26 protein-coding genes and 2 pseudogenes are annotated in these 26007 nt (G+C 72.6%); 17 read left to right on the top strand and 11 right to left on the bottom strand.

The genetic code is table 11. The annotated features are described in order from the left end of the window. From AB0O67_RS25990 to AB0O67_RS25945, 10 genes are all read left to right on the top strand, one after another. A partial coding sequence (locus AB0O67_RS25990; protein WP_365454528.1) for a sugar ABC transporter ATP-binding protein occupies nucleotides 1-1390 on the top strand: 1390 nt, incomplete at its 5' end. A 91-nt stretch (nucleotides 1391-1481) separates the two neighbouring features. Beyond that, nucleotides 1482-2522 (top strand): ABC transporter permease, encoded by a 1041-nt coding sequence (locus AB0O67_RS25985; protein WP_365454525.1) that lies wholly within the window; start codon nucleotides 1482-1484, stop codon nucleotides 2520-2522. Further along, nucleotides 2515-3489 (top strand): ABC transporter permease, encoded by a 975-nt coding sequence (locus AB0O67_RS25980; protein ID WP_365454522.1) that lies wholly within the window; start codon nucleotides 2515-2517, stop codon nucleotides 3487-3489. The genes AB0O67_RS25985 and AB0O67_RS25980 overlap by 8 nt, the downstream gene beginning before the upstream one ends. Nucleotides 3490-3583: 94 nt before the next feature. Next, entirely contained in the window at nucleotides 3584-4666 is a 1083-nt protein-coding gene (rhaS, locus tag AB0O67_RS25975) for a rhamnose ABC transporter substrate-binding protein (RefSeq protein ID WP_365454519.1), read from the top strand. Nucleotides 4667-4683: 17 nt separating this feature from the next. Further along, nucleotides 4684-5004, top strand: coding sequence for an L-rhamnose mutarotase (locus AB0O67_RS25970; protein ID WP_365454516.1), 321 nt, complete (start codon nucleotides 4684-4686; stop codon nucleotides 5002-5004). A gap of 189 nt (nucleotides 5005-5193) precedes the next feature. Continuing rightward, nucleotides 5194-6237 carry a LacI family DNA-binding transcriptional regulator gene (locus AB0O67_RS25965; protein ID WP_365454513.1) on the top strand — a complete coding sequence of 348 codons (1044 nt, stop codon included), beginning with the start codon at nucleotides 5194-5196 and terminating at the stop codon, nucleotides 6235-6237. A 156-nt stretch (nucleotides 6238-6393) separates the two neighbouring features. Next, nucleotides 6394-7695 (top strand): alpha/beta fold hydrolase, encoded by a 1302-nt coding sequence (locus AB0O67_RS25960; protein ID WP_365454510.1) that lies wholly within the window; start codon nucleotides 6394-6396, stop codon nucleotides 7693-7695. A gap of 36 nt (nucleotides 7696-7731) precedes the next feature. Then, nucleotides 7732-8475: a PIG-L deacetylase family protein gene (locus tag AB0O67_RS25955; RefSeq protein ID WP_365454507.1), complete on the top strand. Its 744-nt coding sequence runs from the start codon at nucleotides 7732-7734 to the stop codon at nucleotides 8473-8475. Between the two features lie 40 nt (nucleotides 8476-8515). Then, nucleotides 8516-9346, top strand: a complete 831-nt coding sequence (locus tag AB0O67_RS25950) for a pentapeptide repeat-containing protein (protein ID WP_365454504.1) — start codon at nucleotides 8516-8518, stop codon at nucleotides 9344-9346. A 90-nt stretch (nucleotides 9347-9436) separates the two neighbouring features. After that, nucleotides 9437-10162: a DUF2470 domain-containing protein gene (locus AB0O67_RS25945; protein WP_365454501.1), complete on the top strand. Its 726-nt coding sequence runs from the start codon at nucleotides 9437-9439 to the stop codon at nucleotides 10160-10162. Here AB0O67_RS25945 and AB0O67_RS25940 read toward each other — a convergent pair. The 3 genes from AB0O67_RS25940 to AB0O67_RS25930 all read right to left on the bottom strand — a co-directional run bounded on the left by AB0O67_RS25940 (nucleotide 10130) and on the right by AB0O67_RS25930 (nucleotide 13354). Then, the gene (locus AB0O67_RS25940; RefSeq protein ID WP_365454498.1) at nucleotides 10130-11326 is read right to left on the bottom strand and encodes a lactonase family protein; all 1197 of its coding nucleotides are present in this window, start codon (nucleotides 11324-11326) and stop codon (nucleotides 10130-10132) included. The two genes, AB0O67_RS25945 and AB0O67_RS25940, sit on opposite strands and share 33 nt — an antisense overlap. 207 nt (nucleotides 11327-11533) lie before the next feature. Further along, nucleotides 11534-12787: an aromatic acid exporter family protein gene (locus tag AB0O67_RS25935; RefSeq protein ID WP_365454495.1), complete on the bottom strand. Its 1254-nt coding sequence runs from the start codon at nucleotides 12785-12787 to the stop codon at nucleotides 11534-11536. 72 nt (nucleotides 12788-12859) lie between these two features. Beyond that, the gene (locus AB0O67_RS25930; RefSeq protein ID WP_365454492.1) at nucleotides 12860-13354 is read right to left on the bottom strand and encodes an FBP domain-containing protein; all 495 of its coding nucleotides are present in this window, start codon (nucleotides 13352-13354) and stop codon (nucleotides 12860-12862) included. 668 nt (nucleotides 13355-14022) lie between these two features. On the opposite strand from AB0O67_RS25930, the gene AB0O67_RS25925 reads away from it, so the two are divergent. Both AB0O67_RS25925 and AB0O67_RS25920 read left to right on the top strand, forming a co-directional pair. Further along, a complete protein-coding gene (locus tag AB0O67_RS25925) occupies nucleotides 14023-15309 on the top strand; it encodes an ROK family transcriptional regulator (protein WP_365454489.1) in 1287 nt (428 codons plus the stop codon). A gap of 84 nt (nucleotides 15310-15393) precedes the next feature. After that, nucleotides 15394-15672 (top strand): hypothetical protein, encoded by a 279-nt coding sequence (locus AB0O67_RS25920; RefSeq protein WP_365454486.1) that lies wholly within the window; start codon nucleotides 15394-15396, stop codon nucleotides 15670-15672. A gap of 55 nt (nucleotides 15673-15727) precedes the next feature. Here the strand turns inward: AB0O67_RS25920 and AB0O67_RS25915 are convergent, their stop codons facing one another. From AB0O67_RS25915 to AB0O67_RS25905, 3 genes are all read right to left on the bottom strand, one after another. Beyond that, nucleotides 15728-16756 carry an SDR family oxidoreductase gene (locus AB0O67_RS25915; RefSeq protein WP_365454483.1) on the bottom strand — a complete coding sequence of 343 codons (1029 nt, stop codon included), beginning with the start codon at nucleotides 16754-16756 and terminating at the stop codon, nucleotides 15728-15730. Nucleotides 16757-17076: 320 nt separating this feature from the next. Next, entirely contained in the window at nucleotides 17077-17742 is a 666-nt protein-coding gene (locus AB0O67_RS25910; protein ID WP_365454534.1) for an HAD family hydrolase, read from the bottom strand. A gap of 158 nt (nucleotides 17743-17900) precedes the next feature. Further along, nucleotides 17901-18935, bottom strand: a complete 1035-nt coding sequence (locus tag AB0O67_RS25905) for a PHP domain-containing protein (protein ID WP_365454480.1) — start codon at nucleotides 18933-18935, stop codon at nucleotides 17901-17903. Between the two features lie 110 nt (nucleotides 18936-19045). Between AB0O67_RS25905 and AB0O67_RS25900 the strand changes: the two genes are divergently transcribed. Further along, entirely contained in the window at nucleotides 19046-19282 is a 237-nt protein-coding gene (locus AB0O67_RS25900) for a hypothetical protein (RefSeq protein WP_365454477.1), read from the top strand. Between the two features lie 49 nt (nucleotides 19283-19331). On the opposite strand, the gene AB0O67_RS25895 is transcribed toward AB0O67_RS25900, so the two are convergent. Both AB0O67_RS25895 and AB0O67_RS25890 read right to left on the bottom strand, forming a co-directional pair. Further along, entirely contained in the window at nucleotides 19332-20561 is a 1230-nt protein-coding gene (locus AB0O67_RS25895) for a family 16 glycosylhydrolase (protein WP_365454474.1), read from the bottom strand. Nucleotides 20562-20690: 129 nt separating this feature from the next. Next, nucleotides 20691-21137, bottom strand: coding sequence for a VanZ family protein (locus AB0O67_RS25890; RefSeq protein WP_365454531.1), 447 nt, complete (start codon nucleotides 21135-21137; stop codon nucleotides 20691-20693). 457 nt (nucleotides 21138-21594) lie between these two features. On the opposite strand from AB0O67_RS25890, the pseudogene AB0O67_RS25885 reads away from it, so the two are divergent. The 3 genes and pseudogenes from AB0O67_RS25885 to AB0O67_RS25875 all read left to right on the top strand — a co-directional run. Continuing rightward, nucleotides 21595-21906, top strand: a pseudogene (locus AB0O67_RS25885) (MrpF/PhaF family protein); the annotation flags it as partial. Further along, on the top strand, nucleotides 21899-22237 hold the full coding sequence (locus AB0O67_RS25880; RefSeq protein WP_365454471.1) for a hydrogenase subunit MbhD domain-containing protein: 339 nt from the start codon (nucleotides 21899-21901) through the stop codon (nucleotides 22235-22237). The pseudogene AB0O67_RS25885 and the gene AB0O67_RS25880, both read left to right, overlap by 8 nt. After that, nucleotides 22129-22628 (top strand): annotated as a pseudogene (locus AB0O67_RS25875) (NADH-quinone oxidoreductase subunit D); the annotation flags it as partial. The gene AB0O67_RS25880 and the pseudogene AB0O67_RS25875, both read left to right, overlap by 109 nt. On the opposite strand, the gene AB0O67_RS25870 reads toward AB0O67_RS25875, so the two are convergent. From AB0O67_RS25870 to AB0O67_RS25860, 3 genes are all read right to left on the bottom strand, one after another. Next, complete coding sequence (locus tag AB0O67_RS25870; protein WP_365454468.1) at nucleotides 22629-23279, bottom strand: DUF4230 domain-containing protein; 651 nt, start codon at nucleotides 23277-23279, stop codon at nucleotides 22629-22631. It abuts the pseudogene before it with no gap. Between the two features lie 126 nt (nucleotides 23280-23405). After that, entirely contained in the window at nucleotides 23406-23780 is a 375-nt protein-coding gene (locus tag AB0O67_RS25865) for an anti-sigma factor antagonist (RefSeq protein WP_365454465.1), read from the bottom strand. Nucleotides 23781-23990: 210 nt separating this feature from the next. After that, nucleotides 23991-24941 carry an NADP-dependent oxidoreductase gene (locus tag AB0O67_RS25860; protein ID WP_365454462.1) on the bottom strand — a complete coding sequence of 317 codons (951 nt, stop codon included), beginning with the start codon at nucleotides 24939-24941 and terminating at the stop codon, nucleotides 23991-23993. Nucleotides 24942-25012: 71 nt separating this feature from the next. Between AB0O67_RS25860 and AB0O67_RS25855 the strand changes: the two genes are divergently transcribed. Beyond that, the gene (locus AB0O67_RS25855; RefSeq protein WP_365454459.1) at nucleotides 25013-25960 is read left to right on the top strand and encodes a helix-turn-helix domain-containing protein; all 948 of its coding nucleotides are present in this window, start codon (nucleotides 25013-25015) and stop codon (nucleotides 25958-25960) included. Nucleotides 25961-26007 lie beyond the last annotated feature (47 nt).

The following is a 26007-nucleotide window of genomic DNA, read 5'->3' as shown; positions in this document are numbered from 1 at the left end:
TCTCGCCGGTGAGAACGGCGCGGGCAAGTCGACCCTCATCAAGACGCTCGCCGGCGTGCACCGGCCGGACGCCGGCCAGGTGCTGCTGGACGGCGAGCCCGTCGTCTTCCATGGCCCCGGCGACGCCCGCGACGCCGGTATCGCCGTGATCTACCAGGAGCCCACGCTCTTTCCCGACCTGTCGATCGCCGAGAACATCTTCATGGGCCGCCGGCCCCGGCGCGCCCTCGGCCGCATCGACCACAAGGCCACCCGTGCCGCGACGCTGGCGCTGATGACACGCCTCGGCGTCGCACTCGACCCCGACCGCCCGGCCCGCGGCCTGTCGATCGCCGACCAGCAGATCGTCGAGATCGCCAAGGCGCTCTCCTTCGACGCCCGCGTCCTGGTCATGGACGAGCCGACGGCCGCGCTCACCGGCAGCGAGGTGGCCCGCCTCTTCGGCGTCGTGCGCACGCTCCAGGAGCAGGGCGCCGCCGTCCTGTTCATCTCGCACCGCCTGGAGGAGATCTTCCGGATCTCCCGCCGGGTGACCACCCTGCGCGACGGCGCCTGGATCGCCTCGGAGCTCATCGACGGCATGACCGAGGACGACCTGGTCCGCAGGATGGTCGGCCGCGACCTGGACGAGCTCTACCCCAAGCAGGACGTCCGCCCCGGCGAGGTCGCCCTGAGCGTCCGCCGGCTGACCCGCGAGGGCGTCTTCACGGACGTCTCCTTCGAGGTGCGGCGCGGCGAGATCGTGGGACTCGCGGGCCTCGTCGGCGCAGGGCGCACCGAGGTGGCGCGGGCGGTCTTCGGCATCGACCGCCGCGACGCCGGGGAGGTCGAGCTGGACGGGCGCAGGCTGCTGAACGGCGCACCCTCCACCGCCATGGCCGCCGGGCTCGCCCTCGTACCCGAGGACCGGCGCGCCCAGGGCCTGGTGATGGGCATGTCCATCGAGCGCAACATCGGCCTGACCGGGCTGCGGACGACCGTCAGGGCAGGCCTGATGGACCGGGGCGCAGAACGCAGCCGCTCGCTCGACTGGGCCGTCAGGCTCCAGGTCAAGTACGCCCGGATCGCCGACGCCGTCTCCACACTGTCCGGCGGCAACCAGCAGAAGGTCGTCCTCGCCAAATGGCTCGCGACCCGGCCGAAGGTGCTGATCGTCGACGAGCCGACCCGCGGCATCGACGTCGGCACCAAGGCGGAGGTGCACCGGCTGCTGTCCCAGCTCGCGGCCGACGGCGTGGCCGTGCTGATGATCTCCTCCGACCTGCCCGAGATCCTCGGCATGGCCGACCGCGTGCTGGTGATGCACGAGGGCCGGCTCACCGCCGAGATCCCCCGCTCGGAGGCCACCGAGGAAACGGTGATGGCCGCGGCCACCGGGAGGGCCGCGTGAGCGACGTACGCGCCGCGACCGGGCCCCGCACGACCACGACGCCCGCACCCGCCCGCCGCACGGGCGCAGAAGCGAACAGGAGGGGCACAGCATGACGGTGACCACCCCGCAGCCGGCCCCCGTCGCCGAGGTGCCCCGGTCGAGCGGCACCCGCCTGGTCGACCGCGTCTTCAAGATGCGCGAACTCGCCATCCTGGTCGTCCTCCTGGTGATGATCGCCGTCACCCAGGCGGGAAACAGCGAGTTCCTGTCCGAGCAGGGCATCAAGGACCTGCTGCTCAACGCGACGATCCTGGTCCTGGTCGCCACCGGCCAGTCGCTCGTCGTCATCACCCGCAACGTCGACCTGTCCGTCGGCTCCACCCTCGGCATCAGTGCCTTCGCCGCCGGCACCTACCTCCAGAGCGGCGGCAACCCGCTGCTCGCCGTGCTGCTGGCGGTGTTGACGGGCATCGGCTTCGGACTGCTCAACGGCCTGCTGGTCAGCCTGGGCCAGGTGCCCGCCCTGGTGGTGACCCTGGGCACGCTCTACATCATCCGCGGCATCGACTCCATCTGGGTCGGCTCCCGCCAGATCACCGCCGCCGACCTGCCCGGTGGATTCGTGGACTTCGGCTCCGGCGGCATCTCGGCGGTGCCCTGGCTCGCGCTGATCGCCCTCGCCGTCCTGGTGGCCACGGCGTACTACCTCAAGCACTTCGGCAGCGGCCGGGAACTGTACGCCCTCGGCTCCAGTCCCGAGGCCGCCCGGCTCGCCGGCATCCCGGTCAGGAAGCGGATCCTCGCGGCGTACACCTTCTGCGGGGCGCTCGCCGGGCTGGCCGGCGCGATGTACCTGGCCCGGTTCGGCAACGTCGACTCCGGCACCGGCAACGGCTACGAACTCACCGTCGTCAGCGCCGTCGTGGTCGGCGGCGTCGTCTTCACCGGCGGCTCCGGCAGCGTCTACGGCGCGGCCCTGGGCGCACTGCTGCTCACCTCGATCAACAGTGTGCTCCCCGCGCTCGGCGTCAGCTCGGTCTGGGTGCTCGCGATCAACGGCATCCTGCTCATCCTCGCCATCGCCGTGGACCGTGTGGTCGCCCTGCGTGTGGCGTCCGCCCTGAAGAAGAGGAACGCCCGCCATGCCTGAGTCCTTGACGCGCGCCGTCCGCTGGGACACGGTCGTGGGCGCCCTGCTGATCGTCGTGCTGCTGCTGTCGTTCGGCTTCGTCGACGGCTTCGGGAACGCGCTGAACCTGTCGTTCCTCATCGGCAACACCCTGCCCATCGCGCTGATCGCGCTGCCGATGACGCTGCTCGTCGTCGCCGGCGAGATCGACCTGTCCGTCGCCTCCACCGCCGGGCTGTCCGGCGCGGTCATGGGCGCCCTGTGGAACCAGGGCATGACCATCGAGACGATCATCCCGCTGTGCCTGCTGCTCGGCGCGGTGTGCGGGCTGATCAACGGCCTGCTCGTCACCCGGCTCGGGCTGCCGTCGCTCGCCGTCACCATCGGCACCCTCGCCGCGTACCGGGGCATCGCGCAGATCGTCCTCGGCTCCGACGCGGTGACCGACTTCCCCTCCCCGTACCTGGACTTCGCGGCCGGCCGGATCGGTGACACCTTCCTCCCGTACGCCTTCCTGCCGTTCCTCGTACTGCTGGCGATCGCGGTGGTCGCGCTGCACGCCACGCCGCTGGGGCGGTCGCTGTTCGCGATCGGCGCGAGCGCGGAGGCCGCGCGGTTCGCCGGGATCAGGGTCAAGCGGCAGAAGCTCGTCCTGTTCACGGTGACGGGCCTGATGGCCTCGCTCACCGGTGTGTTCTGGGCACTGCACTACGCCAGCGCCCGCTACGACAACGCCACCGGCCTCGAACTCTCGGTCGTGGCGGCCGTGTTGCTCGGCGGGATCGACTTCGACGGAGGCAAGGGCACGTTGGGTGGCGCCATCGCCGGGGTGCTCCTGCTGGGCGCCCTGCAGAACGTGATGAGCCTTCAGGACGTGTCCGCGCAGTCGCAGATCGTCGTGACCGGCGTGCTGCTGGTCCTCTCCGTGCTCGGCCCACGGGTCGCACGCCAGATCGCCGCCGTGAGGGCGGCACGTTCCACCGGCTAGGCCGTGGCGAGCCGCGGGCCGTACGGGGTCGCTCGCGCAGTTCCCCGCGCCCCTGACGGGGCGCCCAACCCACCTTCGTCGCAAAGGACCCGTCATGCGTAAGACATCCCTCCGCCGTACCTGCGCGGCCCTCGCCGCCGCCACCTCCCTCACGCTCGCCCTCACCGCCTGCGGCGGGACCACCAAGAAGGACGTGGCCGAGGAGGGCGGCTCCGCCGCCGCGGCCGGCAAGGCGGACCCGAACGCCGAGCTCAAGAAGGGCCTGACCGTCGGCTTCCTGCCAAAGCAGGTCAACAACCCCTACTTCACCAGCGCCGACAAGGGCGGCGAGGCGGCTCTGAAGGAACTCGGCTCCAGCTACAAGGAGGTCGGCCCGTCCAGCGCCACCGACACCTCCGGCCAGGTCTCCTACGTCAACACCCTCACCCAGCAGCAGGTCGATGCCATGGCCGTCTCCGCGCAGGACCCGGGCGCCCTGTGCACCGCGCTCAAGCAGGCCATGAGCAACGACATCAAGGTCGTGACGTACGACTCCGACACCAAGCCCGAGTGCCGCAACGCCTTCGTCTCGCAGGCGTCCGCCGAGGACCTCGGCCGCACCGAGGTGCAGTTGCTCGCCGAGCAGATCGGCTACAAGGGCGAGATCGCGATCCTGTCCGCCGCGCAGACCGCGACCAACCAGAACACCTGGATCGAGTTCATGAAGGACGAGCTCGAGGATCCCAGGTACAAGGACATGAAGCTGGTCAAGATCGCATACGGCAACGACGACGCGCAGGCTTCCTTCCAGCAGACCCAGGGCCTGCTCCAGGAGTACCCGAACCTGAAGGGGATCATCTCCCCGACCACGGTCGGCATCAAGGCCGCCGCCCAGTACCTCTCCGGCTCCAAGTACAAGGGCAAGGTCAAGCTGACCGGCCTCGGCACCCCCAACGACATGCGCAAGTACGTCAAGAACGGCACCGTCGAGGCGTTCGAGCTGTGGGACCCGGCGAAGCTCGGCGAACTGGCCGCCCGTACCTCCGTCGCGCTGGTGTCGGGCCAGATCACCGGCAAGGAGGGCGAGACCTTCACGGCCGGCGACATGGGCGAGTACACGATCGGCGCGGACGGCGTGATCAGCCTCGGCAAGCCGACCGTGTTCGACGCCGCCAACATCGACCGGTACGACTTCTGAACGCCCGGGGGCCGTTGATGCAACGTGTGTGTTTTCTGCTGAAGGTCCGGGCGGACCGCCTCGACGAGTACCGCGAGCGGCACGCGGCCGTGTGGCCGGAGATGCGCGACGCGCTCTCGGCCACCGGCTGGCACAACTACTCGCTCTTCCTGCGCGAGGACGGCCTGCTGGTCGGTTACCTGGAGACCGAGGACTTCGCCGCCGCCCGGGCCGCGATGGAGGCCACCGAGGTCAACGTCCGCTGGCAGACGGAGATGGCGCCGTTCTTCGAGTCGCCGGACGGCGCCCGGCCCGACGAAGCGATGAAGCCCCTGACCGAGGTCTTCCACCTCGCCTGAGCCCGAGCCGCCGGTGGTGCCGGTGGTGCCGGTGCACCGAGCGGCTCCTGCGCGAGTACGTGCAGCGCCCCCTCGCGCCGCACGTCATCGGCCTCCGGCTGCCCGGATCACCGCTGCTGTCCCCGAGCGGCGTGAGGGTAGTGTGAAGGCCTTCCCGTCGCCCCTTGTTCTCCTGGAGGTCGCTGCCCGATGGCCCAGTCGGTGGGTATCAAGGACGTCGCCCGAGCGGCCGGCGTGTCCGTGGGCACGGTCTCGAACGTCATCAACCGGCCGGAGTCGGTTGCCATCGAGACCCGGGCGCGCGTGCAGTCCGCCATCGACCGGCTGGGCTACGTCCGCAGCGAGTCCGCGCGCCAGTTGCGCGCGGGCCGCAGCCGGATCATGGGGCTGCTCGTCCTGGACATGGGCAATCCCTTCTTCGTCGACGTGGCCCGCGGCGCCGAGCGCGCCGCCCGCGAGGCGGGCCTCGGCGTGATGGTCTGCAACAGCGCCCAGGACGTCTCGGAGGAGGCCGACTACCTCTCGCTCTTCGCCGAGCAGCGGGTGCGCGGCGTCCTGCTCACCCCGGCCGACGCGACCGGCCGCAACATCGAGGGTTTCCGCCGCCACAACATCCCCTTCGTCCTCGTCGACCGGGTCGCGGAGGGCGCCACCGAGTGTTCCGTCTCCGTGGACGACGTGGCGGGTGGCGCCCTGGCCGTACGCCATCTGGTGGACGCCGGGCACCGCTCCGTCGCGTACGTCAGCGGACCGCCCGGCCTCACCCAGGTGCGCGACCGCCGCACCGGCGCCCTGAACGCCCTGGCCGAGGCGGGCCTCGGTCCCGAGGCGCTGCGCGAGCTGCCCACCGAGCGGCTCGACGTCGCCGCCGGCCGCGACGCCGGCGCCCGGCTGCTCGGCCTCGCGGACCGCCCCAGTGCCGTCTTCTGCGCCAACGACCTGCTCGCGCTCGGCGTCCTCCAGGCGTTGTACGCGGCCGGCGTGAGCGTCCCCGACGACCTCGCCCTCGTCGGCTACGACGACATCGAGTTCGCCGCCGCGGCCGCCGTACCCCTCACATCCGTACGCCAGCCCGCCGTCACGATGGGCGCGCTGGCCGCCGAACTCCTGCTGGAGGAGACGGAGGCGGAGGCGGAGACCGGGACGCGGAACGGCACGCTCCGGCACGAACACCGCCGGGTCGTGCTCCAGCCGGAGCTGGTGGTCCGCCGCTCCAGCCTGCCGGGCCGCTGACGACCGCGCCGACCGGGCGTTCGGCACCACCGCGATCCAGCCACTGCACCGGCAGTCAGCGGCCCTTCATGATCCCCGGCGGTGGCGGCCGGCCGGCGATGTGCTGAACTGGGACGCGGTCCGCACCGTCGTCCTGCCGTCACACCGGGAGCCCTGTTGAGCGCCAGCTACCGCCAGCCCGGCGTCGTCCTCACCGACCGCCACTTCACCGTGCCCCTCGACCACGACGACCCGGCCGGGGAGACCGTCGAGCTCTACGCCCGTGAGGTCGTCGCGAGCGACAAGGCGGGGCAGGACCTGCCGTGGCTGCTCTACCTCCAGGGCGGCCCGGGCTTCGGGGCGAATCGTTTCGTCGGGAAGCAGGCCTGGCTCGGCCGGGCCCTGAAGGAGTATCGCGTCCTCCTCCTCGACCAGCGCGGCACCGGCCACTCCACGCCCGCCGGCCGCCAGACGCTCCCGCTGCGCGGCGGCCCCGCCGAACAGGCCGACTACCTCACGCACTTCCGCGCCGACGCGATCGTCCGCGACTGCGAGGCCGTCCGGCGCGAGGTCACCGGCGGCGCGCCCTGGACCGTGCTCGGCCAGAGCTTCGGCGGCTTCTGCACCGTGCACTACCTGTCGACCGCCCCCGAGGGCCTGGCCACCGCCGTCATCACCGGCGGCCTGCCCTCCCTGGACGCGCACGCCGACGACGTCTACCGCGCCGCCTACCCGCGCATCGAGCGCAAGGTCGCCGCCCACTACGCCCGCTACCCGCAGGACGTCGAGCGGGCCCGCCGGATCGCCGACCACCTGCTGACCCACGACGTGGTCCTGCCCAACGGCTACCGGCTCACCGTCGAGGCATTCCAGTCCCTCGGCATCGTCCTCGGCGGCAGCGAGGGAAGCCACCGCCTGCACTACCTCCTGGAGCACGCCTTCGTCCGCACCCCGCAGGGTTCGGTCCTCTCCGACGCGTTCCAGGACGAGGTACAGGGTCTGCTCTCGTACGCCGGGCACCCGCTGTACGCGCTCGTCCACGAGGCCTGCTACGGCCAGGACCACCGCCCGACCGCGTGGTCGGCCGAACGGGTCCGCGCGGACTTCCCGCAGTTCGACGCCGCCAAGGCGCTCGCGGGCGACGGACCGCTGCTCTTCACCGGAGAAACGATCCACCCCTGGATGTTCGAATGCGACCCGGCGCTGCGCCCGCTGCGCGAGACCGCCGAACTCCTCGCCGCCCACACCGGCTGGCGGCCCCTGTACGACCCCGCGCGCCTCGCCGCCAACGAGGTGCCGGTCGCGGCCGCTGTCTACCACGACGACATGTACGTCGACACGGCCCACTCGCTGGAGACCGCCCGCGCCGTCCGCGGTCTGCGCACCTGGGTGACCGACGAGTTCGAGCACGACGGAGTGCGGGCCGGCGGGCCCCGGGTCCTGGACCGGCTGCTGGCGCTGGCGCGTGACGAGGTCTGAGGTCAACCGGCCCTGACCACGGGCTAGTCTGCGGGCATGACCGAGCCGACGCTCCCTCAGCTCCAGCCCATGCCCGACGACTGGCAGCGCGCCCTGGCAGTCGTGGCGCACCCGGACGACCTCGAATACGGCTGCTCGGCGGCGATCGCCGCCTGGACCGACGCCGGCCGTGAGGTGACGTACGTCCTGGCCACCCGCGGCGAGGCGGGCATCGACACGCTGGAGCCCGGGCAGTGCGGCCCGCTGCGGGAGCGGGAGCAGCGGGCGAGCGCGGCGGTCGTCGGGGTGACGGAGGTGGAGTTCCTCGACCACCGCGACGGTGTCATCGAGTACGGCACCACCCTGCGCCGGGACATCGCCGCCGCCATCCGCCGACACCGGCCCGAGCTGGTGATCACCCTCAACCACCGGGACACCTGGGGTGGCGTCGCCTGGAACACCCCTGACCATGTCGCCGTGGGCCGGGCCACGCTCGACGCGGCGGGCGACGCGGGCAACCGGTGGATCTTCCCGGAGCTGGTCGCACAGGGCCTGGAGCCGTGGAACGGCGTCCGCTGGGTCGCGGTCGCCGGCTCCAGCAGCCCGACCCACGCCGTGGACGCCACGCCCGGCCTGGAGCGCGCGGTGCACTCCCTGCTGGAACACCGGACGTACATCGAGGTGCTGACGGAGGAGGACCCGGAGACCTACGTGCGGGACTTCCTGACCGGATACGCCGAGAAGACGGGGGAGCGGTTCGGAGGGCGGCCGGCGGTGGCGTTCGAGCTGTTCACCCGCTAGGCGAGAACGGCGTCGCCTGGCCGGTCATTAGGCTGTTGGTATGCACGATCATCCCGGCGACCTCACCGACCTGCGCGGAGACTGCGCGAACTGCTTCGGCCTGTGCTGCGTGGCGCTGCCCTTCACCGCCTCGGCCGACTTCGCGTTCGACAAGGACGCCGGGAAGCCCTGCCCCAACCTGCGGGGCGACCATCGCTGCGGCATCCACGCCGAGCTGCGGCAGAAGGGCTTCACCGGCTGCACGGTCTACGACTGCTTCGGCGCCGGGCAGCGTGTCTCGCAGGTCACCTTCGCCGGGCAGGACTGGCGTACCGCCTCCCGGGAGCACGCCCGGCTGATGGCCGAGGTGTTTTCCGTCGTACGGCAGCTGCACGAGATGCTCCGGTATCTCACCGAGGCGCTCGCCCTGCCCGCGGCCCGTCCGATCCACGCCGATCTGCGCGGCGCCCTGGACGACACCGAGCGGCTGGCCCGGCAGACCGCGCGGGAACTCGCCGCGCTGGACGTGGGCGCCCATCGGCAGCAGGTCGACGTCCTGCTGCTGAAGACCAGCGAGCTGGTCCGGGCCGGGACCCGAGGCCGGAAGAAGGACCGCCGGGGCGCGGACCTGATGGGGGCCCGGCTCGAAGGCGCCGATTTGCGTGGCGCGAACCTGCGCGGCGCCTGTCTCATCGCCGCCGACCTGACCGGCGCGGATCTGCGCGGTGCCGACATGATCGGCGTGGACCTGCGCGACGCCGACCTCACGGACGCCGACCTGACCGGGGCGTTCTTCCTGACGCAGCCTCAGGTCAACGCGGCCCGGGGTTCGGCGGGTACCCAGCTGCCGCGGTCCGTGTCACGGCCCGCGCACTGGACGCCCCTTCACTGAAGCACAGGAAAACCGGTGGCACCCGCTGGTTGGCGTGCGCCTGGATCCTCGGTAGGTTAGGGAAGCCTTACCTAATAAGGAGGAACTGGGATGGGTGACAGCCAAGCCTGGGCAGCCGCGCCCGCCGCGGCGGAACGGGCCCGGTCGGTGCTCGCCGGCTCGTGGTCGTGCGCGGTGACCGCGGAGGGCGTGCATGAGGAGCTCGTCGGCGCGCACACCGTGGAGGAGGACGGCCGGATCGTCCTGCACGTGCCGGAGGACAGCGCCCTGCTCGCGGCCACCGTCTGCGCCCCCCGGGGTGAGCCGTCGGCCGTCCTGGAGTTCGCCGACGTCGCACCCGTCCCGATGCGCAACCGCATCCGCGCCCGGCTCTGGCTGGCCGGCTGGTTCACCATCGAGGAGGGCCACCTCGCCTTCGAGGCCACCCGGGTGGTGCTGCGCCAGCCGTACGGTGCCGTGGCGATCGACCTCGACGAGTTCGCCGCCGCCGTGCCTGACCCGCTGGCCGGCGCCGAGGCCCGGCTGCTGACGCACCTGGCCGAGGCCCACCCCGACGCGGTCGAGAGGCTCACCCGGCTGGTCGAGCCGGGCAGCCTGCACGGCGTGGTGCGCGTCCAGCCGCTCGCCGTCGACCGGCACGGACTGACGCTGCGCATCGAGCGCCGCCGCGCCCACGGCGACGTACGGCTGCCCTTCGACATGCCCGCCGACGGGGTCGCGCAGCTCACCGAACGCATGCATGTGCTGCTCGCGCAGGCGAGCGCGGCCTCCTGCCCCCGCCCGCTACAGCGGCAGCGCACAGACGGCGACGGGTGAGGCGAACGGCTCACCGGCGAGCCGCAGGCCGCCGTTCGCGCCGTCCACGTGGAAGACGCTGACACTGCCGGACCGCTGGTTCGCCGCGAACAGCAGCCGCCCGTCCGGCGAGAAGGCGATCTGCCGGGGGAAGTCGCCCGCGACCGCGACCGTGCCGAGCAGCCGCAGCCGGGCACCGTCGCCCTCCACCGCGTAACGGGCCAGACTGTTGTGGCCCCGGTTGGCCAGGAACGCGTACGCGCCGTCGGCGGTCACCAGGATTTGCGCCGGGTGGTTGGTGCCCTCGCCGGTCCCGGTGGGCTGGGGCTCGCCGATCGTCAGGCGCCCTGTCGCCGGGTCGTAGGCGCAGACGGCGACCGTGTCGTCGACCTCGTTGGCCAGGTAGGCGTACCGGCCGCCGGGGTGGAAGGTGAGGTGTCGCGGACCCGCTCCCGGCCGGGTGTGCGCCTGCCCGACCTCGCGCAGCGTGCCCTTTCGCTGATCCAGGCGGTAGCTGTGGACGGTGTCGGTGCCGAGGTCGACGGCGAGGACGTGACGGCCGTCCGGGCTCGTGACGACCTGGTGGGCGTGCGGGCCGTCCTGACCGGGCCCCGGCGCCGGAGTGGAGTGCGTGACCAGGTCGGTGCGCTCGCCCAGTGCGCCCGACGACTCGATCGGGTGCACGGCGACGCTGCCGGAGGTGTAGTTGGCGCTGAACAGCCAGCGTCCGCTCGGATGCACGGACAGATGACAGGGGGCCGCGCCTCCCGTGCCGCGGCTGCCGAGGATCCTGCGGTCGGCCGGCCGCACGGCGGTCACGGCACCGTCCTCCCGCTCGTTCACCGCGTACAGCGTGCGGCCGTCCGGGTGCACCGCGAGGTACGACGGGTCGGCCACGCCGGTGAGCGTGCCGGTCCCGGTGATGCGGCCCGTCGCCGGGTCGTAGGTCGCCAGGCCGATGCCCGTGCCGCCGCCCTCGACGGAGGTGTAGGTGCCGACGTAGAGCGGGCGGGGGCCCGAGGGCCTGCCCGCGGCGGTCGGTGAGCCGCGCTCGGCGGGAGCCTCGGGGGTCCTGGTGGCGGGCGGTGTCCCGCAGGCGGCCGAGGCCGGCAGCGCCGCCCCCGCGACGGCCCCGACGAAGCGCCGCCTGCTCCAGCCGCCGCCCGCCCGCGCGTCCTCGCTCATCTCCGCACCTCAGCTCGTCGCCCGCACCAGGACTCGTCGGTGGTCCCGGGCGTGACGGCCACCTTCGCGCGGATCACCTGCCAAGTGCAAGAATGGCAACAGGCGTTGCGCATCACGCAACAGGCGTACGGGCAGGTACGGCAAGACGTGCGTCCCGGTCTCCGGCAGGCGCGGCGTACGGATGAACCGCACGGTCCCAAGGCTCCCTCACGAAGAACGTCCGCCCGCCCCGGTGCGGTCCCGCCACAGCCGTTCCTGCACGCCCAGGCGCTCGCGCAGCCGGGTCAGCCGCGGCATGCGCTCGCGCTGCTCCCGGGTGTGGCGGTCCAGCTCCTCCAGCAGCCGGCGCGAGCGGTGCTCGGTGTCGAGTTCGTCGAGGATGCGGTTGACCTCGGTGAGGACGGCACCGTACAGCTGCCACTCGTGGCTGTCCCGCCGCACCTCCTCCAGCAGCATCTGGGCCAGCTTGTCGCGGGTGGCCGCGGCCGTCTGGAGCTCGGCGGCCAGCCGGTCCTCGGCCGACTCGGCGCTCGCGCTGACGCTGGTGGTGACCAGCACCGCGAAGCTCACGACCGCGTCGCCGATCTCGGACAGCAACTTCTCCACCACGGATCCGGTCTCGCCCTCGAAGAGGGTCTCCGGGTCCCGCGCCTTCGCCAGGTCCGTGAGGCTGCGCGCCAGGACCCGCAGCACCACGGTGCAGATCTCCAGGGTGTCCAGACCCGTGCGCAGCACCACCCGGTTCAGCAGCCCCTCGCGCACCCGCGGATTGAACCGCAGACTGTCCTCGGCCTGCCGCAGCGCCGCGTCGACCTGCACGATGTCATGGTCGAGCCGGCGTGCCTCGTGCAGGCGCTCCGCCGCGTACTCGACGGGGGTGCGGCCGCCGGCCTCCTCGCCGACCCGCAGCATCAGCTGCCGCATGCGGCGGGCCAGCCCCTCGATCGACGCGCCTGCCTCGCCCACCCACACCGGCGGCGCGAGCAGGAGATTGCAGGACAGGCCGACGACCGCGCCGATCAGCGTCTCCACGATCCGCGCCCAGGCGGTGTCCCCGACGGTGGTGACACCGAGCACCAGCATCGCGCTGATCGCCACCTCGGGCACGTACTCGTGGACCCGGACGAGATGCCCGACGGCCAGCGCCGCCAGGATCACCAGCGCGAGGCTCCACCAGGTCAGGCCCACCAGCAGGCTGAAGGCGATCGCGACGAGGACGCCGGCCACCACGGAGTTCACCCGGCGGACGCCGTTGGTGAGCGTGGCGTACAAGGTCACCTGGACGACCAGCAGGGCCGTCAGCGGTGCGGTGAGGGGTGCGGCCTCGGGGCTCAGGCGCAGCGCGATCACGTACGCCACGGTCGCCGCGACCGTCGACCGCATGGTCTGGACGGCCACGGGATCCCGCTGCCATTTCCTCAGGCGCGCGCGGTACGCCGACCAGTCTCGTTCAACTCGCATCCCTTGGCCTGTTCCCCGTCACCTGCGGCACCGAACGTATCGCCGGTATCGAGCGGCTAGGATGCCGCCGCCTCAGGCGGTCAGCTTGTCCAGGAAGGCGAACAGGTTGCCCGTCATACGGGCGATCTGCTCCTGCTGCGTCAGGCTCTCCTCGAAGCGCGCCCCGGACTCCGAGATCTTCTTGCCGCGGACGTAGAGGGAGCAGGCGAGGTCGGCGCACATGTAGACGCCGGCGGAGTTGCCCTCGCGGCCCGCCGCGCCCGCCTTGCGGGCCGTCATCAGGGCGACGCCGCCCCGCGGGTGGCCGGTCAGGCAGAGGGAGCACAGGCTGCGGTGCAGATAGCCGCGCTGAGGGGGCGGGAAGCGCAGGGTGACGCCGGTGAGCCGCCCGTCCCGTTCGGCCACGAGGTAGCTGCGGTCGGGCGCCCCGGGATCCCGCCAGCCCAGGAAGTCCAGATCGTCCCAGGGCCGGTCGGCGAGGTCACGGGGCACGGTCAGCCGCTTGGCCTCTCCTTTGGTGCAGTTGATGAAGGAGTCGCGGATGTCCTGCTCGGTGAGCGGCTTCATGGGAGTGCCTCCTGGGGCTTCGCCGGGCGCGGCCGCCGAGGCCGCAGGAACCTAGTGGCCCTAGGTTTCCGCCTATGTTAGATAGACAAGTGCCGTGGAGCCAGTGGTTATTCTCGCTGTGGAGTTGCGTGACCGGCCCGGCGGCGACCGGCTCGCCCTGCTGTCCGCCGCCAACCAACCCGTGCCCGCCGGAGCGGACGGCCCTGGCCGCCCTCAGGGGCCGGGGTGCGCGGGCTCGCTGTTGCGGGCCCCGCCCGCTCGGGCAAGGGCGTATCAGGTACCGGTTCGGGGTACCTGGCCGCCGTCCGGGCCCGGCGACACGGTGCACGCGCGTGTGCAGCCCCGTCGGGAGGCGTTCCGTGCCGACGCCACCACGCCGGTCGGGGTGATCGCCGCGGGAGCGGGGCCTCGCTCCGTTCGCCCCGGCGTGCGGACGCGTTCCGTACGCTGTACCGGGCGCCGGCGCCGAGGCGGCCGCCGAGTGGCTCGACGGGCTGGTCGCGGACGGGCGTCACGTCGAGGACGTGTGCGCCGCAGGGTGACCGGCCGGCCTCGGTCAACGAGTTCCGCCCTGCTTAGCTCATACCCTGAATTAAGGGTTGGAGTAATATCCCCTGGGTGGCCCGGCCGGTGGTGTCGCCGGTCGGGCAGGGTTCGGAAGGAGCCACATGGCGGGGCGGAACGGGCGCACGGTGCGTGACCTCAGGCGAGCCAACCGGACGGCAGTGCTGCAACGGCTGTACTTCGACGGACCGCTCAGCCGTTTCGAGCTGGGCCCGGCGACCGGCCTGAGCTCGGGATCGGTCAGCAACGTCGTCGCCGACCTGGTCGCCGACGGCCTTGTCGAGGAGGCCGGCAGCGTCGACTCCGACGGCGGCCGCCCGCGCACGCTGCTGCGGGTGGCGCCGGGCAGTGGCCACATGATCGGCGTCGACGTCGGCGAGACCCGGGTGCGCATCGAGCTGTTCGACCTCGCCCTCACCGAACTGGCCCGTGCCGAACGGCCGCTGGAGCACCAGCGGTACGACGTCGAGGTGATCGTCGGCCACATCCGCGACGGCATCACGGAGGTGCTCGCCGCCGCCGACGTGCCTCCCGAGCAGCTGCTCGGCGTGGGGATCGGCGTCCCCGGCATCGTCGAACGCACTCCGGACCGGGGTGCCGTCGTGCACGGCCAGACGATCGGCTGGGACACGGTCCCGCTGGAGGCGCTGCTCCGCTCCACCTCCCGCCTGCCCGAGAGCGCCGCGTACTTCATCGACAACGGCGCCAAGACGCTCGGCCAGGCCGAGATGTGGTTCGGCGGCGGACGCGGCGCCCACAACGCCGTCGTCGTCCTGTTCGGCTCCGGTGTCGGCGCGTGCCTCGTCACCCACGACGTGGACCACGGACGGCCCGTCGAGTGGGGTCATCTGACGGTACGCGTCAGGGGGCGCCGCTGCCGCTGCGGTGCGCTCGGCTGCCTGGAGGCCTACGCGGGCGCCGAGTCGCTCCTCGAACGCTGGCGCGAGGAGGGCGGGCAGCCGCCCGAGGGCACCGACGAGGAGACCGCGCTCACCGCGATGCTGGCCGCCGCGTACCCGTCCGAGGGCGCCGCCGACCCCGTGGCGCTGGCCGTGCTGGAGGAGACCGCCGAATACCTCGGCGCCGGGCTGTCCGACCTGATCAACCTGTTCCAGCCGGAGCGGATCCTGATCGGCGGCTGGGCGGGCCTCCAGCTCGGCGCCGGGTTCCTGCCCGCCGTACGCCGTCACGCGGTGGCGTACGCCCTGCGGTATCCCGCCGAGAAGGTCACCATTGAGCTGGGCCGGCTCGGGCCCGACGCGGTCACCGTCGGCGCGGCGGTCCTGCCGTTGGCCGACTTCTTCGCCCGCGGGGGCCGCCGCCCCGAGCCCGTGCCCGAGGGGCCGCCGCCGGCCTGGCGCGCGGTTCTGGAGGAGCGGGCGCCGCACTGACCGCGCGACGTGCACGACGTGCGGTTTCGCCGGCCGTTCCCGGAGGTACTCGCGGGTGCTCCGGACCCCCGAAGGGAGTACGTCGTGACCGACCACCGACATCAGGAGCCGGGCCGTGGCCCCGTCCCCGTACCGCGTGACCTGCCCGACCAGCAGGCAGTGACGGACGAGGAGGACCCCCTGGAGGTGTCCTCGGCCGAGAAGGACCGCGCCGACGAGGACGCCGAGGGCGCCGCCGCGGGCGGCGAGGAGGACGAGGGCGCCGACGCGCCCGACACGGACGAGGCGGGCACGGGCAGGCGGGCGCCGCGGTCCGCCACGGTCCATCCCGAACACCCGGCGCCGGACGAGTCACCGGACTGACGGAGCCGGGGCGGCGGTCCCTTCAGGGGCGGGCCGCAGGGCGCGCCGGGGTGTTTCAGCCCACCTTCCGCCCCCGCATCGGCTCCGTGCGCGCCCCCGCACCCTCCTGGAGCCCGTGCAGGAACTCCTCGATCACCTCGGGCGCCGTGCGCGTCGGCCGCCAGCCCAGTTCCGTGCGGGCGCGTGTGCAGTCCATCAGCGGCAGCCGCAGGACGGCGTCGAAGAGGTGCGGGGAGGCGGGCAGCAGATGCAGCCCCCACGCGGCTGCGATCGCCGAGCGGGCCGCGGTCCGGGGCAGCCGTACCGGGCGGCTGCCCAGCAGCTCGGCCAGGAGCGCGGCGTCGACCGGCGGGTCGGCCGCGAGGTTGAAGGCGCCCCGCACGTCCGAGCCCACCGCCTGCTGGTACGCCCTCGCCGCGTCGTCGGTGTGCAGCGCCTGCACCCGCAGTCCCGGGATGTCCGGCAGGAACGGCAGCAGCTCGGGACGCGCCAGTGGCCCCGGCAGGAACTTGCCGGCGAAGATCCGCCGCTGCTCGCTCGCCGACTCCCGCTTGAACAGGAACGCGGGCCGCATCCGCACCACCCGCACCCCGGGGTGGTCACGCTCGAAGGTGTCCAGGGTGCGTTCCAGATAGGCCTTCTCCCGGCAGTACGCGGCGTCCGGCCAGCCGTGCGTCGGCCAGGACTCGTCCACGGCGTGGTCCTTGGGCCCCGGCGAGTACGCGCCCACCGAGGAGGCGTGGACGAGGGTGGGCACGCCCGCGGAGGCGGCCGCGTCGAACACCCGGATGCTGCCCAGCACGTTGGTGCGCCAGGTGCGCGCGGGATCGTGCGTCGGCTGGAAGGCCCAGGCCAGATGGATCACGGCATCGGCGCCGAGGAACTCCTTGACGAGATCGGCCTGTTCCGAGGCCACGTCGACCGCCGCCCAGTCCGTCTTCGGCGGCGCCCACGCGGGAAGCCGGCGCGCCAGGCCCCGTACCGAGCCGACCTGCGGATCCTCGGACAGGAGACGCACCACGCTGGTACCCACGTTGCCGGTGGCGCCCGTGACCACGATCCTGCTGCCCGCTTCGATGCTCACGTCGCTCTCCTCTCGGGCATGCCCCTGCGGTGGAGCGCTCCGAGTACCCGGCCGCGGCGGCCCGCACGCGCCCCGGAGGGCGCGAGAGGGAAAAGAGAAAGCCCCGACCGGACGGGGGATTCCGGTCGGGGCGGTCTGTGGGCGGGCACGGATGGCGGTCGCCTCTCGGCGAAAGGCTCCACAGGGCTTCAGCCGAACGATCGTCCCTGTGGGCAGAAGGTGAGGCCCGGGGACACTGTCCCATCCGCACCCACGTGTGGTTCAACGGGCAACCGCTCCCCGGTGTTCCACCACGCCGCCCACGATGGGCGTGACCTCCGTCACCTGGGCGTCCCGCCGCTCAGCTCCGGAAGAGAGGCGAGCAGATGCGCGGGATCGTCGTAGACGGCGTCAGCCCCGGCCTCCTCCAGGTCGGCCCGCGGAATCCCGCCGCACAGCACGCCCACGCACCGCACCCCGGCCCGGCTACCGGCCCGCATGTCCCACACGGTGTCGCCGATGAACACCGCCCGCTCGGCGGGCACACCGGCGAGTTCCAGCGCCTGCTCGACCGGCTCCGGCGCGGGCTTGCCCTCCGCCACGTCGTCCGCGCTCGCCGTCGCGGTGATCGCTTCGTCGGCGTCGATCGCGTGGCGCAGCGCGGTCAGTTCCGCGCCGCCCGCCGAGGTCGCGAGCACCACGGCCCAGCCGTCCCGGTGCAGCCGGCGCAGCAGCCGGCCGGCGTCGGCCAGCGCGGGCAGCCGGTCGAAGTACTGCCCGTAGAGGACCTTGTGGGCGGTGCTCAGCTCCTCGTCCTGGCCCCTGTGCCGGTCGTCGCCGAGCAGATGCGCGATCAGGTCCGAGGAACCCAGGCCCACCGCCCGGTGGATGGCGTGCGTCGGGATCCGATGACCCGCCTGCCGGAAGGCCTCCCACCAGGTCACGACATGCAGGTGATTGGTGTCGACGAGCGTCCCGTCGACGTCGAACACGGCGGCGCGGTCCATGGTGGTCTGTCCGCTCCCTTCCTCACCGGCGTGCGTCGGCACGCGTCGGTCCTGGTCGTCGGTCCCTGTCGGGCCGCCCGAGTACCACGCGCGCGGCCCGATAAGCAGTGAGCCGCCCGGTGAGCGGGGACGCGGCCCGGTGAGCAAAGGGCGCGGCCTCATCCCACCCCGGCCGGCACCCGTCTCTCCCGCGTCCAGGCGAGCAGTTCACCGGCCGACCAGGTGGTCACGACGCGCTCCGCCGGTACGCCGCACTCCTCGGCCCGGGAGCAGCCCATGATCTGCCAGTCCAGCTGCCCCGGCGCGTGCGCGTCGGTGTCGATCGAGAAGAGCACGCCGGCCGCCACTGCCCGGCGCAGCAGCCGGCGGGGTGGGTCGAGCCGTTCGGGGCGGCTGTTGATCTCCACCGCCGTGCCGGACTCGGCGCACGCGGCGAACACCTCGTCCGCGTCGAACTCCGACTCCGGCCGCCCCCGCCCGGTCACCAGCCGCCCGGTGCAGTGCCCGAGGACGTCGGCGTGCGGATCGCGGACGGCCCGCACCATGCGCCGGGTCATGGCGCGCGCGTCCATGCGCAGCTTGGAGTGCACGGACACCACCACGACGTCCAGTCGCGCGAGCAACTCCGGGTCCTGGTCGAGCGAGCCGTCGTCCAGGATGTCGCACTCGATGCCGGTGAGCAGGCGGAACGGCGCCCAGGTCTCGTTGAGGGCGGCCACCACGTCCAGCTGCTCGCGCAGCCGCTCGGCCGACAGCCCGCGCGCCACGGTCAGTCTGGGGGAGTGGTCGGTCAGCGCGGTCCACTCGTGGCCGAGCGCCGCGGCGGTCCGGCCCATCTCGTCGATCGGGCTGCCGCCGTCCGACCAGTCGGAGTGCACATGGCAGTCCCCGCGCAGCCGCGCCAGCAAGGTCTCACCGCCCTGCACGGGCCGAGCCCGCCCGGCCTCGTCCTCCAGCTGCGCCAGATACCCCGGCACCTGCCCGGCCAGCGCCTCCCGCACCACCTGCGCGGTCTTCGGGCCGATGCCCTTGAGGGACTCCAGCGACCCCGCCGTCACCCGCGCCCGCAGTTGTTCCTCGGGCAGCTCGGTCACCACGCGGGCGGCGGTGCGGAAGGCGCGCACGCGGTACGTCGGCGCCAGCGACCGCTCCAGCAGGAAGGCGATCCGGCCCAGTGCCTCGACGGGATCCATCGCCACCTCCTCCGGGTCACCCTCCAGCGTTCCCCAGCCCCACGAGGGCCGCCACCGGCCGGCCACCGCACAACGGTCGCGATGGCCGGATCCGCTCTACGCTCTATGTCATGACCGAAATCGCGAGCCCCTACATCTCCCACCCGCGGATCATGGTGCTCGGCGTCCAACCCGGCAGTCCACCGTTTCGCATCGTGCAGATCGACGGTGAAGTGGTCGGTGCGGCGCGGGCCGTCACCGACGTCCTGGAGACTGCCGCCGCCTTCGGTATCACGGTCCACGACCTGGACGACCCGGACGTGGTCCGCTGGGTCGGCGGCGACAAGTTCCACTGGACCCCGCGCTAGGGCCTGCCCTGCGGATCATGCCGTCGGCGCGGGGTTCGCAGTGCCCGCCTCAGCCGACGGTCCACTTCTGGTTTGCCGCGCCGGTGCAGGTCCAGATCTGCAGCCGGGTGCCGTTGGCCGAGTTGTTGCCGCTGACGTCGAGGCACTTGTCGGCCTGCGGATTGACGATGTCGCGTGCCGCGGTGACGACCCATCTCTGGGCGGCGGAGCCGTTGCAGTCCCACAGCTGGACGAGCGAGCCGTCCGCAGTGCCGCCGCTCGCGACGTCCAGGCACTTGCCGAGGGCACGGATCGTGCCGTCGCCGCCCACCGACCACGTCTGGGCGGCGGTGCCGTTGCAGTCGTAGAGCTGTACAGGGGTGCCGTTGGCGGAGCTCGCCCCGGCGACGTCCACGCACTTTCCGGCCAGGCCCCGGATTCCGCCGCCCGTCGGGGAGTCGCTCGTGGACACCGTCACGTGGTCCACCACCAGCTGCTGCGGGAAGACCGTGGAGCCGTTCGGGTCGCCCGGCCAGTAGCCGCCGACCGCGAGGTTGAGGATCAGGAAGAACGGCTTGTTGAACACCCAGGACCGCCCGCCCAGGTCGGCGGGGGTGCGGCGCTGGTACACGTTGCCGTCCACGGACCAGGTGATGGAGTCGGGCGCCCAGTCGACGGCGAAGGTGTGGAAGCCGTCCGCGAAGGCCTGCCCGTTCGGCAGGGAGTACGCCGCGCCTATGCCGCCCGAACCGGAATAGCCGGGGCCGTGGATCGTGCCGTGCACGGTCGAGGGCTCGAAACCGACGTTCTCCATGATGTCGATCTCGCCCGAGTCCGGCCAGTTGACCGGGGTGCCGAGCATCCAGAACGCCGGCCACATGCCCTGCCCGCGCGGGAGCTTCATCCGGGCCTCGACGTGCCCGTACTGCGCGGTGAACTTCCCGGCGGTGTTGAGCCGGGCCGAGGTGTACTCGCAACGCCCGTACCAGCACTGGTAGTTCGCCGGGTTCTCACGTTTGGCGGTGATCACCAGATGGCCCTGGCCGTCGAGCGCGGCGTTGTTGGTGCCGGCCGTGTAGTACTGCCGCTCGTGGTTGTTGACGTTGTCGCCGGTCTCGATCTGCCACCTGGAGGAGTTGACCCCCGCACCGGCGGGACCGTCGAAGGTGTCGGAGAACGTCACCGCCTGGACGCCGGCCGGTTCCGCCTGGGCGGCGGGCGCGGCGACGGCAGCGGAGGCGACCAGTACGGCGGACAGCGCGCCGAGCAGGCATCTGCGGAACAGTCGTGGGGAAGCCACGGCCTTCCCTTCCGGCGGCGCCCCGCGCACGGGAGCGCCGACTGAGGTGGGGGGTGAAGGATTCCCCTTGATTTAAGAGATGAGGTAAGAACGCGTCAATACCTTGGCCCAGACCAGGACTTGAGACCGTCAGCGCCGCGCGTGCACCGCCCGCCCGAGGCGGCGCCCCACCAGCAGGTACCCGGCCAGCGCGCCCGTCGTGTTGAGGATGACGTCGTCGATGTCGAAGGCGCGGCCCGTGATCATCGCCCCCTGCACCAGCTCCACCGCCAGCATCACGACCGCGGTGAGCAGCAGCACCCGGACGATCCCCCGGGCCCGCGGCGCGAGCACCGGCACCAGCACCCCGAAGGGCACCCCGAGCAGCAGGTTGCCGCCGATCTGCTTCACCGCGTCCCGCAGTTGCGGCTGGTCCAGATAGGCCTGCAGGGAGTCGCCGGGACGCAGGTTGGTGTGCGTCAGCGCCTCCGACGCCGGGGAGGGTTGCAGGGTCAGCTTGGCCAGCACGACGGCGAAGGCGACCATGAAGGCGAAGGCACATGTCATCGCCATCGCCCGGCCGATCACCGCGAGCAGCGGGCGCCGCGGCTTCGGATCCCCCTTGGCGGAGCGCTCGGCGGAGGTCTTCCCGGACCGCTTGGCGGTTGTCTTCGCGGGCCGCTTCGCGGCTGCCGGCGCGGACCGCTTGGCGGACGGCTCGGCGGGCCGCTTGGCAAGAGCCCTGGTGAACCGCTTGGCGGCGGATGGTTCGGCGGTCCGCCCGGCGGCAGGCGCGGCGGCGGACCGCTTGGCGAGTCGCGGGCGCGTCAGAACGCGGGACAGCAATGCTGAACGGGCCACTCGGTCCTCCAGAGTTCAACTTGCCTTGGCCAACAACGCGATTACCCCCGGACCCCGCAGAGATGCGGTACCGGTTTCCCTTTGTCCCGCAGGGGCACACCGCCCGCGGGACCCGCGCGCCGTCCCACCCATCTGCGGGGCCGGTGCTTTGATGACGCCGAGTGACCTGAAGAGCCCGCGGAGGTGGCCCCCCATGCTCTCCCGGGCCTACGGGCGTCCGGCCTCCGTCGATGTGGCGCTGGCCCTCGCCTTGCTCGGCCCGGTCGGCACGCTCGTGTTCGCCCGGCTCGTCGCCGACGAACTGGCCGAGCACCCGCCGCGCGGCTGGTGGCCCACCTGGGCGACGGCGGCTCTCGGCGCGGCCGTCGTGCCGGCGCTGTGTGCGGTGACCGCTCCCGGCCGGGCGACGGTCAAGCTCCTGGTTGTCGGGGCGCTGCTGGTCGGCGGGAACGTGGTCGCCACCCGTGCGCTGACCGGCGGCATCCGGGGGGTGCGCGGTGGCTGACCCCGTCGTCGTCGTGGCGCTGCTGCTCGTGGCCGGCTGCGCCACCCTCGCCGTCGCGGTCCGTGACCCGGTGCGCCAGGCGCTGGTGCTGGCTGTCCTCGGTGTGGTGCCCGCCGTGCTGTTCACCGCCCTCCAGGCCCCCGACGTCGGCCTGTCGCAACTGGCCGTCGGTTCCGCCGTCACCCCGCTGTTGCTGCTGCTCACCGTCCGCAAGGCCAGACGCTGGCCCTCGCCGGGCTGCCGCCGTTCGCCGGGTCGCTCGGCAAGTCGGTCGCGGAGGAGGCGACGGGCGGCGCGCTCGCCGGGCTGTACGTCGTCGCCTCGGCGCTGACGGCGGCCGCGGTCCTGCGGGTGGCCGGGCGGGTCTTCCTGGGCCCATGACCGCCGTCCCGGCGTCGCTGCTCGCGGGCGCGCTCGCCGCCGGGGCGGTCCCCGGCTTCGCCGAGGCGGTGGCGCACGTGGTGAACGAGGCGGGCTCCGGCGGCGCCGTCGTGCCCGTGCACTGGACGCCGCTCGGCGTCGTGCTGGGCCTGCTCTCGACGGGGCTCGCCGTGGGGCTGGCCGCGGTGGCCGTGACCCGGCCGAAGCTGCTCGCCGCCCCGGACTGGGCGCTGCCGTTGCGGCGCCTGCAGTCCGGGCACGTCGGGGACTACGTGGCCTGGCTGCTGGTGGGTGCCACCCTGCTCGGCGCCCTCGCCCTGCCCGGAGTCCTTGGGCCCTGATCAGGTTCCGTAGGTGACCTCGACCTCCTTGAAACCGAGCGAGCCCAGCAGGCCTTTGAGCATGCCGGTCGTGTTGCTCTCGGCGCGCCTGGTGAGTTCGCTCTCCTCGGCCGCGTCACGGATGTGGCGCACCGCGAGCTGCTGCACGGCCTGTTCGCCGTTGGGGTTGTCCGAGAACAGGTCGCCGAGCCGGTCGAACAGACCGCGTTGCTTGGAGACGGCGTAGGAGCGGTCGGGGTCGAGTGCCGGCCTGCCGAGTGCCGCGTGCGGCAGCCGCAGCGTGGCGGACGTACGGTCCTCGTCGACCGTCACGTCGTCCTCGCCGACCTTGCCGAGGTCGACGTAGGCGTCGACGGTGCCCGCCCCGATGTACAGGGTGCGGGTGCCGCGCAGGGCGTCGGGCAGGTACTTGGTGTCCTTCTCCAGGTCCACGACGACCTGGAAGTTGCCGGAGGCGGCGTCGTAACGGCTCATGTCCTGGATCGACTTGAGCAGGGCCGGCCCCGAGCGGTCGTGGGTCTCCGTGCCGAACAGGTCCTTCAGGCCCGGCAGCACACTCAGCCGGATCCCGGCGAACAGCACGACGAGCACCACTACGACGGCGCTCAGTGCCTTCGCCCAACCGGGCATGCGCTTCATCGAAGTCGTCATGGGCGACGGTCCTCCTTCCTGCTCTCCCCCATGCCCGCCAAATGCGCCGCCAGTCCGGTTGGTCGACCCATGTACGACCGATGCGGGTGCGGTGGGGGAGACGGGGAGCGCGCCGGCGGCCCGGCGTCAGACCGTGGGCGTCCCGGGCCGCCGGAGGGCCGCGTCCAGCGTGGGCAGCGGCGGCAGCAGGCGGTGCAGCCCGGTGACCCGCAGCACGCGCAGGGTCATGGGGTGGTCGCACACCAGGTGCAACTGCCCGTCGTGGGCGAGCACCCGGCTGTGCGCCCGGTGCAGCAGGCGCAGCCCGGAGCAGTCGAAGAACTCGACCGGGCCGAGGTCGATCACGATCCGGGCGCCGGGCCGCGCGGTCAGGTCGTCGAGGTGGGGGAGGATCTCCGCCGCCGCCGCGATGTCGATCTCGCCGCGGAACTCCAGGACGGTGTGCCCGTGTTCCCGGTGGACCCGCAGATGACGGGTGAGCGGCGCGGTGTTCCGCTCCACGTCGACCTCACCTCCCACCGGTGCCGGTGGACCCGCAACTGCGGGCCCTGCCCTGCAAGTTACCCTCGATGGAAAGCATTGCAGCATGTTCGATTGACATATGTCTTCGAAACACGGCTGAGTTTCTTCGCTACTTGAACGAAGTGTTACGAGAGGGCCCGCCAGATCCTGGTGAGAGCCTGGCGGGCCGTCGGTCGTCGCGCGCTCGGGTCAGTCGCCCAGCAGCACCAGCTTTCCCGTGGTCCGGCCGGTGTCGCCGATCTCGTGCGCCTTGGCGGCCTCGGCCAGCGGGAAGGTCCCCGCGATCGCCGGCCGCAGCCGCCCGTCCTCGACCAGCTCCGCGATCGCCTTCATGCCGTGCTGGTCGGCGTCCACCAGCATCCGGATCGCCCGTACGCCGAGCCGCCCGGCCTCCTCGAAGAAGTCGTCCGACCCGACCGGCAGGATCGACACCACGAGGCCGCCCGGGCGCAGCACGCGCAGCGAGCGCACGGAGTGGTCGCCGCCGATGGTGTCGAGCACCACGTCGACGTCGTGGACGGCCTCCACGAAGTCGGTCGTCCGGTAGTCGACCGGCTCGTCCACGCCGATCTCGCGCAGGAAGTCGTGCTTGCCCGCGCTCGCCGTGCCGATCACGTACGCGCCCCGGGCCTTGGCGATCTGCACGGCCACATGCCCGACGCCGCCCGCCGCGGCGTGGATCAGCACCCGCTGGCCGGGCCGCAGGTCCGCCCGCTCCACCAGCGCCTGCCACGCGGTCAGCGAGACCAGCGGCAGCGCGCCCGCCTGCGTGTGGTCGAGCCCCGCGGGCTTCGGGACGAGGGCACGGGCCGGTGCGATCACGTACTCGGCGTGCGAGCCGTGGCCGAAGGGGTAGGGCAGCATGCCGAAGACCTCGTCGCCCGGCTGGTGGAGGGCCACGCCGACACCGGTCGCCTCGACGACGCCCGAGACGTCCCAGCCGAGGGTGAAGGGCGGTTCGCCGAGGAAACCGCCGGTGGCGCGGTGCTTCCAGTCGGTCGGGTTGACGCCGGCGGCCCGTACCCGGACCAGCACCTCGTTCGGCCGCGGGGCCGGCCGCGGCACCTCTGTCTGCCGGAGGACCTCGGGGCCGCCGAGGACGTCCTGGGTGATGACTCGCATGGTGTCCACATCGCTCATGGTGACCCAGCCTGCCCGGGCCCGCCCGCTCGGAAAATGGCACGATTGCCAACCTTCGATAAGATCGTGCCATGCAGCGTGTGGAACGGGTCGTGGTGCTGGCCCTCGACGGCGTGTACCCCTTCGAACTGGGCATCCCCAGCCGGATCTTCGGCGCGGCGGACGGCCGGTACGACGTCCGGACGTGCAGCGCGGACGGTGGGCCGGTACGCACCAACGCCGACTTCTCGATCACCGTCGAGCGGGGTCCCGATGCCCTGGCCGCGGCGGACACGGTGGTGATTCCCCCGGTCGGGCAGGAGTTCCTGACCGACCAGGTGCCCGACGAGGTGCGGGCCGCGCTCGCCCGGATCCGGCCCGGCACCCGCATCGTCTCGATCTGCACCGGCGCCTTCGTGCTGGCCGCCGCCGGCCTGCTCGACGGCCGCAGGGCCACCACGCACTGGCACCTCGCCGACCTGTTCCGGCGGATGTTCCCGCACGTCGAGCTCGACCCCGACGTCCTCTTCGTCGATGACGACCCCGTCCTGACCTCCGCCGGAGCCGCCTCCGGTGTCGACGTCTGCCTCCACCTCGTGCGCAAGGACCACGGCAGCCGTCTCGCCAACGCCGTCGCACGGCGCTGTGTCGTGCCGCCGTTCCGGGAGGGCGGCCAGGCCCAGTACATCGAGCGGCCGGTGCCCGACACCGGTGCCACGAGCACGGCCACCACCCGCGTCTGGGCCCTCGAACGCCTCGGCGAACCGCTGACCCTGTCCGACCTCGCCGGCCACGCCCGGATGAGCCTGCGCACCTTCGCCCGCCGCTTCCACGACGAGGTGGGTGTCAGCCCGGGCCGCTGGCTCATCCAGCAGCGCGTCGCGCGTGCCCGGAACCTCCTGGAGTCCAGCGACCTCCCCGTCGACAGCATCGCCGGCCAGGTCGGCTTCGCCACCGGCGCGTCCCTGCGCCAGCACCTGCACGCCGCGATCGGCGTCTCACCGCAGGCGTACCGCCGCACGTTCCGGACGACGCGCTGACCAAACGTTCCGGGCGGCTGCCGCGTCGGAGGGGGACGACGGCGGGC

This window comes from Streptomyces sp. NPDC086077, assembly GCF_040686175.1.
Classification (GTDB): domain Bacteria; phylum Actinomycetota; class Actinomycetes; order Streptomycetales; family Streptomycetaceae; genus Streptomyces.
Note: the sequence above shows the minus strand (reverse complement) of the source record. Positions and strands in the feature narration are given on the sequence as shown.

Excerpts from the sequence above, each read along its gene's own strand:
- AB0O67_RS25905 (WP_365454480.1), bottom strand. The coding sequence starts at position 18,935 with ATGGATCCCGTCGAGGCACTGGGCCGGATCGCCTTCCTGCTGGAGCGG.
- AB0O67_RS25945 (WP_365454501.1), top strand. The coding sequence starts at position 9,437 with ATGGGTGACAGCCAAGCCTGGGCAGCCGCGCCCGCCGCGGCGGAACGG.
- AB0O67_RS25900 (WP_365454477.1), top strand. The coding sequence starts at position 19,046 with ATGACCGAAATCGCGAGCCCCTACATCTCCCACCCGCGGATCATGGTG.
- rhaS (WP_365454519.1), top strand. The coding sequence starts at position 3,584 with ATGCGTAAGACATCCCTCCGCCGTACCTGCGCGGCCCTCGCCGCCGCC.
- AB0O67_RS25970 (WP_365454516.1), top strand. The coding sequence starts at position 4,684 with ATGCAACGTGTGTGTTTTCTGCTGAAGGTCCGGGCGGACCGCCTCGAC.
- AB0O67_RS25965 (WP_365454513.1), top strand. The coding sequence starts at position 5,194 with ATGGCCCAGTCGGTGGGTATCAAGGACGTCGCCCGAGCGGCCGGCGTG.
- AB0O67_RS25870 (WP_365454468.1), bottom strand. The coding sequence starts at position 23,279 with ATGACGACTTCGATGAAGCGCATGCCCGGTTGGGCGAAGGCACTGAGC.
- AB0O67_RS25935 (WP_365454495.1), bottom strand. The coding sequence starts at position 12,787 with ATGCGAGTTGAACGAGACTGGTCGGCGTACCGCGCGCGCCTGAGGAAA.
- AB0O67_RS25855 (WP_365454459.1), top strand. The coding sequence starts at position 25,013 with ATGCAGCGTGTGGAACGGGTCGTGGTGCTGGCCCTCGACGGCGTGTAC.
- AB0O67_RS25955 (WP_365454507.1), top strand. The coding sequence starts at position 7,732 with ATGACCGAGCCGACGCTCCCTCAGCTCCAGCCCATGCCCGACGACTGG.
- AB0O67_RS25910 (WP_365454534.1), bottom strand. The coding sequence starts at position 17,742 with ATGGACCGCGCCGCCGTGTTCGACGTCGACGGGACGCTCGTCGACACC.
- AB0O67_RS25980 (WP_365454522.1), top strand. The coding sequence starts at position 2,515 with ATGCCTGAGTCCTTGACGCGCGCCGTCCGCTGGGACACGGTCGTGGGC.
- AB0O67_RS25940 (WP_365454498.1), bottom strand. The coding sequence starts at position 11,326 with ATGAGCGAGGACGCGCGGGCGGGCGGCGGCTGGAGCAGGCGGCGCTTC.
- AB0O67_RS25950 (WP_365454504.1), top strand. The coding sequence starts at position 8,516 with ATGCACGATCATCCCGGCGACCTCACCGACCTGCGCGGAGACTGCGCG.
- AB0O67_RS25925 (WP_365454489.1), top strand. The coding sequence starts at position 14,023 with ATGGCGGGGCGGAACGGGCGCACGGTGCGTGACCTCAGGCGAGCCAAC.
- AB0O67_RS25860 (WP_365454462.1), bottom strand. The coding sequence starts at position 24,941 with ATGAGCGATGTGGACACCATGCGAGTCATCACCCAGGACGTCCTCGGC.
- AB0O67_RS25930 (WP_365454492.1), bottom strand. The coding sequence starts at position 13,354 with ATGAAGCCGCTCACCGAGCAGGACATCCGCGACTCCTTCATCAACTGC.
- AB0O67_RS25985 (WP_365454525.1), top strand. The coding sequence starts at position 1,482 with ATGACGGTGACCACCCCGCAGCCGGCCCCCGTCGCCGAGGTGCCCCGG.